Genomic DNA, 5528 nt, shown 5'->3' with positions numbered 1-5528 from the left:
GGGCCTCCGGCCCGCTGGCGCGAACGGTGAGTCCACCCTCTCTTCTGGCCGAGAAAGCGGGCAGCCACGATCATAGGAGAATTTCTCTCCAGAGACTCTCAAAGCAGCTAGTCTAGGCAATGATTTTGAATAAATCAGAGCCCATGATGAACACCGCCGAAGCCCTTCAGATTCTCAACCTTCCGCCCGATGCAACCGAGCGGCAGATCCGGGGGCGACTGTTTCAGGAATACCAAACCCTCAGTACTGCCCTCGCAGAACTGGAGGACGAGCGACAAAGACCCTTGCTAGAGGCGCAACTGGCGCGGCTGAATGAGGCGCGGGATGTATTGCTCAGCGGGGGATCCCAGGCTGAGAAGGGTTTGTCTTGGGTCAGCCCAGAGGACTTGCCCCCCCAGGTGATTGTGCTGCTTTACCAAGCCAATGGGCAGGAGGGAATCTGCACGCGCCAGGTTGGGGGTCAAGATATCGTCATTGCTTTTGAGAGCTCGTTTGCGGCAAGAAAATATGCGCAGCGGTTGGCTCAACAGGGACTGCCCAAGCCCGTGGCAGAACGCTTTGACACGCAGGAGATCGTCGATTTTTGCCGCAGCGGAGGGTATGGGTTGATGGTGGTTCCGGCCAGCGAAACGCTGGAGCCCCTACAAGAAAGCACGGAAGCTGCCCGTGATTGGCAGGGCAGGTCTTGATGCCGTTTGGCCTCGATCCACTTGCGTTAAGGGTGCCCTCGATGATTAGTGTGGAACCGATCTCTGTGGACGAGTTTCGCCAGCTCATGGCCGCCGATCTGGACGCTTGCTGCGAGGCCTTTGATTTGCGGGCGGAGTACCTGCGTCTGCAGCAACAGCGGCTACGCTCCTGGGGCATGCTGGCCTTTGGTTTGATAGCAATAGCCTTGGTCATCTTCTTGGGGATGCGGGATCCCGGCTCTTGGGTGTCCTATACCGCGGCTGCCGGGATCCTACTGCTGCTCCTGTTGGGGATCCTGAGAGCCAACTTGCGCTTGGGAAAAAGCCTGCATCGCATCCGGCAGCGTTGGCAGGAAGCCCATCTGCTCAACAGCACCCCCGAGGTGATGAAGTTTGCCACCGATCTGGCCCGCAAAGTAAAAGACTACAACCACTGGGTCAACGAGCTCCAACAATCCCTGCAGGGGGGGCAGCATTGGCGGGATTTTCGGCAACTCAGTGAGGCTGAGCAAAAGTACATCCAGTCGCTGTTTTTGCAGGTGCGGGCCCAACTGGTGATGGCCCTACAGGTGTGCCGAGCTTTAGTCGAGGATCCACAAGCCTCTGTGGCTCAGTATCTCAACCAAATGGTTGCCCGGGATCAGCAACTGCTGGAGCAGTTTACCGCCAAAAACCTGACCGCCAACCGCTACGTGACCTTGGCTCGCCAGCTATCTGTGCTGGAGGAAGATTTGCAAGCCCAGCTCAGAGCTTTGGGATCCCGATGATACCCTGTTGGAGGTGTCCAGCAGCGTACTCATGGGCAGTAGAGGCACTCGAAAATTGTACGGCCTGTTGCTTGCCGGCGGACTGGGCTTGCTGGGATGCGGGGATCCGAATGTACCTCTGACCCAACCGCCCCCCGATGCTTTTCGGGTTAGCACCCCACGGCCACCGCGCCTAGATCTGTACCCCACCCCACCACCCACGCCAACTCCTACGCCGACACCACCCCCCAGCTTGCTGGAGATCACGGCCCGTTGGTTGGGGATCCCTTGGCCGCCCCAAGAGACCAGCCTGGTGAGATTGAGCGCCCGTTTCCTGGAGATCCCCCTACCTCCCAAGCCCCGCCGCTCCGCCAGCCCCTCACCTCAGCCTTCCCCCAGTTCGGAAAGAGAAGAGAGAAAGCAGCAAGGCCGCGAAACCTAGTCCGCACCCCTGGCCTCTGGGGATTTAGGCGCCTACGGTCGCCGGCTCCGTTTCTCGAACGCGCAGCTTTTCACAGGGGATGGTGTCTGCCAGAATGGAGCTGGCCATCATGCCCGTGTGAATCTCTAGCTTGGCTCCAGGCACCGCTTCAAAGAGCAGCCGCTGGCCTGGAAAGACCACCCGCTCAAAGTACCAGTTTTCGATATTCGTGATGCGAACCACCTGAATGGAGCTGGTCGCATTGATGTAGCTACAGGTTATTCGCTCTGCTCGTTTTTTATCGGGGATTGCATCGAGTGTTTGCATAATTCAGATTACCAGCCCACGTTGCTCAGCCTACCATCTACCCTAACACCGTCTGGGGATCACTGCGGTAGTCTGCGATACGGCGATCCCAACTGGCAGAAATCAATCCTGGAAAAAATAACTTCTGTATTTTACCTTACTGTTTCGATTTCCAAGAGGGTTCTGCAATTCGAGGAAGATTTGAATTAGGATTTTTCCCCAATATGGGACAATTTCTCATAGAAAATCTCCACAGAGTAGTAGTCAGGATTACATTTTTCCGTTCCCTTGGAGTTTGGGGATCAGGGCTCTTGGATCCTCGATCCCGTCGTCGGCTGCGGCGAGGATTGGCCGGGATCCCAGTTCAGGCCCTCCACCCGCAGCTCCAGAGCCCCCGACTGGCGCACCGGATTGTACTGCAGGCTAAAGCCATAGGTGCGGCGGTCGTAGCCCAGGCGATAGACGACATCCACCTGCTGGCCCGACTGCAAATCTACCGTTGTCTCTGCCCCTACCCGCAGCGGGCCGTACAGTTGTTGCAAAAAGCCCAGGACGAGCTGTTCCCGCGTGGTGATGCGGTCGAACAAAAATGGCGAGGCTCCGGCCAAAAAACCGTTGGAGTAGGTCACCCTCAGGTTGGTGTAGTCGAAGGTATCGGCCACAAAAGCCCCAATCACCGCATCAATGCCAATACTGCCGGCAGTATAGCTCTGGGCTCGGCCATTGGAGTAAAAAGACTGGCTGCTGCTCACACCGGTGCTGAGCCAGATCCCTTGCTCGATGGGCAGAGCGGAAAAGCGGGGTGGGGGATCCGCCGCCGTCTTGGGAGGGCTCCAGAGGGGAAAGGAGCGATTCAAGGTTGCCCCCAGTTGCAGGCGGGAGAGCTGAATGCGGTCGGTGGTGTTGGCTAAGGCCAACTCCGGATCCGTGTCGATTTCATCCGGCTGCCCCAAGGCATCAATGTAGTCGACGGCTATGCGGTAGCTGAGATCCAAGCCGGTATTCCCTAGGCGCAGGGTGGGTGAGCGGTAGCTGGCACCGAGGCGGTTTTCCACAATTTGAAACCCCAGGCGACCGCTGAAGAAGCGTTCCCGATAGGCGTAGGTGTAGGCGACTTCTCCACCATCGCCGGTGGTGATGCGGTGTTCGACCTGGGCTCGCAAGCGCTGAGCAAACTCCTGGAAGACGATCCCCCGCAGCTCGGCAAACAGGGAGGTTTGGGCATTCGCCTCCGGTTGCCGCCAACGCAAATCGGCCCGCAGCCCGATCCCATCCAAAAGGCCCTGCTCACTGCCCCAAAGACGTTGTGGATACAGTTGCGGGGAGAGCACCAAGCTCACGTTGGGATCCCGCAGCAGCTCGATGTTGGACTGGAGGATCAAGCCGCGCCGCAATTCTTCCCTGTCGAAATCATCGTAGAAGATGCTGACCGGAGGCTGACGGTTTAATGAGTCGAAGCGCAACCGAATGGGCAGAGGCAGAAACAAGACCTGGTCGAAGGCCAGTTGGCCGGCCTCGGCAATCAAAAGGCTGGAGCCATCGGCTTGCAGGGTGGAGGTCACCCGTGGGCTACGAATCTCCAACTCCGGCGGATCCAGCGGGTCGTTGGTCAGCCGCACCTGTTCTCCTTCCCAGGTGTTGGCATCGAAGCGGATGCGAACGGCACGAAAGCGCACCAGCCGCTGCGGAGAGAGGGCGGCTGCCGGGGATCCACTGGCCTGCAACTGGCCAATATCCACCTGCCCGAAGGCCTCTTCCAAAAATCCCCGCTCTTGCTCAAAGTCGTACTCCAGCCGGGATCCCTGAATGCGCTGCCGATCCAGTTGAATAGAAACATTGCCCTCGGCCACAGCCCGCCGCTGTCGCAGTTCAATGCGCAGGCGATCCGCCCGCAACACAGAGCGGCCCAGCCGCATCTCCACATTGCCTTCTGCTTGGAAGACTTCCGCCCGTTGATCGAAGGTTTGCCGGTCAGAACGCAGCCGTAACGTTCGGTCGGCAACGGCGCTGAGGTCAGTCGTATCCATGGGCTGAGCGCCCCCCTTCTTCTGGGACTCCACCTGAGCCGCAGTAGGGCCGGCAACTGCCAACCCCAGCACCCCCAAGCAGAGCCAGAGCAACCGCAACCCTCTCATAATCACCCGGCGCAAAACTTCAACACAGATCCCCTACGGCTTCCCCAGCCCGCTAGCTTGTGGCCAACTGGGAAAGGTTGAGGACTCGGTTGAGCTTGCCGCTGCGGTAGCCCTCCAAATCGAGACTGACATAGAGATAGCCGAAGGATTGCAGGGCCTTGACCAGCGCTTCCAGATTGGTTTTCTGCACAAACTCCACGATCTGATCCGGAGGAAGTTCGATGCGGGCGGTGTCCTTCTCCGAGCGCACCCTGACCTGCCGCCAACCCAAGCTGCGCAAGTAGCGCTCCGCCGCTCCCACCCGACGCAGCTTCTCAGGGGTGATTGCCTCCCCGTAGGGAAAGCGAGAGCTGAGGCAGGGTTGGGCCGGTTTATCCCACCAAGACAGCCCCAGGTGGCGAGACAATTGCCGCACCTCCAGCTTGCTCATCCCCACCTCCGCCAAAGGGGAACGCACGCCGCGCTCCCGAGCTGCCTGTGTCCCCGGTCGGTAATCGGCCAGATCGTCGGCATTGAGGCCATCCACCACATGGTTATATCCCTGGGCTTGGGCCAACAGGCGCAAGGTATCGTGCAAGTGGCTTTTGCAGAAGTAACACCGGTTAACAGGGTTGGCAGCGTAGCTCGGATCCTCCAGCTCGTGGGTTTCGACGATCTGATGGCGGATCCCGATTTGCCGAGCCTGCTGAATTGCCTCCTCCAAATCTTCCGGCAGCAGCGAAGGAGAAGCAGCGGTGACAGCCAGGGCCCGCTCCCCCAACTGATCCCAGGCCAACTTGGCCACCAGGCTGCTATCAACCCCCCCAGAGTAGGCCACCAAGACCTGCTCCATCTCGGCGAAGATCTGGACAAGCTGCTGGAACTTGCGCTGCAGGACGGGATCCCACTCCAGCAGGGGGTTGGCCGTTGTTCCTCCCTCTCCGGGGGGGAGAGGGTCGAGACGAGAGGCGGTTGGGCCTTGGGCTGTGCTCATGAAGACAGAAGATGCCAAGCGTTTGGATAACCAGGCAAGGATGCCATCTCGCTATTGCCGGCAGGAGAAGAGCCGGTTGCTATCAGGGGCAGGGATCCCCCCTCTTTCTATTCTTTCCTAGAGATCCCCGACTTTCCAACGCTTCTCCCCAGCATGGGATGCGGGATCCCTCAAGGAAAAGTAGACAATTGGGCAATCTATCCGTAGTCCGCTCACCCGCTGTCGCGATGGTGCTATGCCTCCGGCACCCTACCGGGA

At 59.1% G+C, this 5528-nt stretch carries 6 protein-coding genes; 3 read left to right on the top strand and 3 right to left on the bottom strand.

Going from position 1 to position 5528, the window contains the following annotated elements; all coding sequences use genetic code 11:
* The first annotated feature begins 146 nt into the window (after positions 1-146).
* From NW818_RS03650 to NW818_RS03640, 3 genes are read left to right on the top strand one after another with little or no spacing between them, the layout of a single operon-like run.
* The gene (locus NW818_RS03650) at positions 147-689 is read left to right on the top strand and encodes a DUF3110 domain-containing protein (RefSeq protein WP_414418984.1); all 543 of its coding nucleotides are present in this window, start codon (positions 147-149) and stop codon (positions 687-689) included.
* 41 nt (positions 690-730) lie between these two features.
* Positions 731-1456 (top strand): hypothetical protein, encoded by a 726-nt coding sequence (locus tag NW818_RS03645; RefSeq protein ID WP_414423855.1) that lies wholly within the window; start codon positions 731-733, stop codon positions 1454-1456.
* 31 nt (positions 1457-1487) lie between these two features.
* A complete protein-coding gene (locus NW818_RS03640; protein WP_414406960.1) occupies positions 1488-1877 on the top strand; it encodes a hypothetical protein in 390 nt (129 codons plus the stop codon).
* 24 nt (positions 1878-1901) lie between these two features.
* Here NW818_RS03640 and NW818_RS03635 read toward each other — a convergent pair whose 3' ends face one another.
* The 3 genes from NW818_RS03635 to larE all read right to left on the bottom strand — a co-directional run bounded on the left by NW818_RS03635 (position 1902) and on the right by larE (position 5270).
* Positions 1902-2183 carry a DUF1830 domain-containing protein gene (locus NW818_RS03635; RefSeq protein WP_414343190.1) on the bottom strand — a complete coding sequence of 94 codons (282 nt, stop codon included), beginning with the start codon at positions 2181-2183 and terminating at the stop codon, positions 1902-1904.
* Between the two features lie 281 nt (positions 2184-2464).
* Positions 2465-4297, bottom strand: a complete 1833-nt coding sequence (locus tag NW818_RS03630) for a DUF3769 domain-containing protein (RefSeq protein WP_414423854.1) — start codon at positions 4295-4297, stop codon at positions 2465-2467.
* Positions 4298-4349: 52 nt separating this feature from the next.
* On the bottom strand, positions 4350-5270 hold the full coding sequence (gene larE / locus NW818_RS03625) for an ATP-dependent sacrificial sulfur transferase LarE (protein ID WP_414423853.1): 921 nt from the start codon (positions 5268-5270) through the stop codon (positions 4350-4352).
* Positions 5271-5528 lie beyond the last annotated feature (258 nt).

Source organism: Synechococcus sp. R6-5, assembly GCF_047461775.1.
Lineage (GTDB): Bacteria > Cyanobacteriota > Cyanobacteriia > Thermostichales > Thermostichaceae > Thermostichus.
The sequence above is the reverse complement of the archived record's forward strand: the minus strand, read 5'-3'. Positions and strand labels throughout refer to the sequence as shown.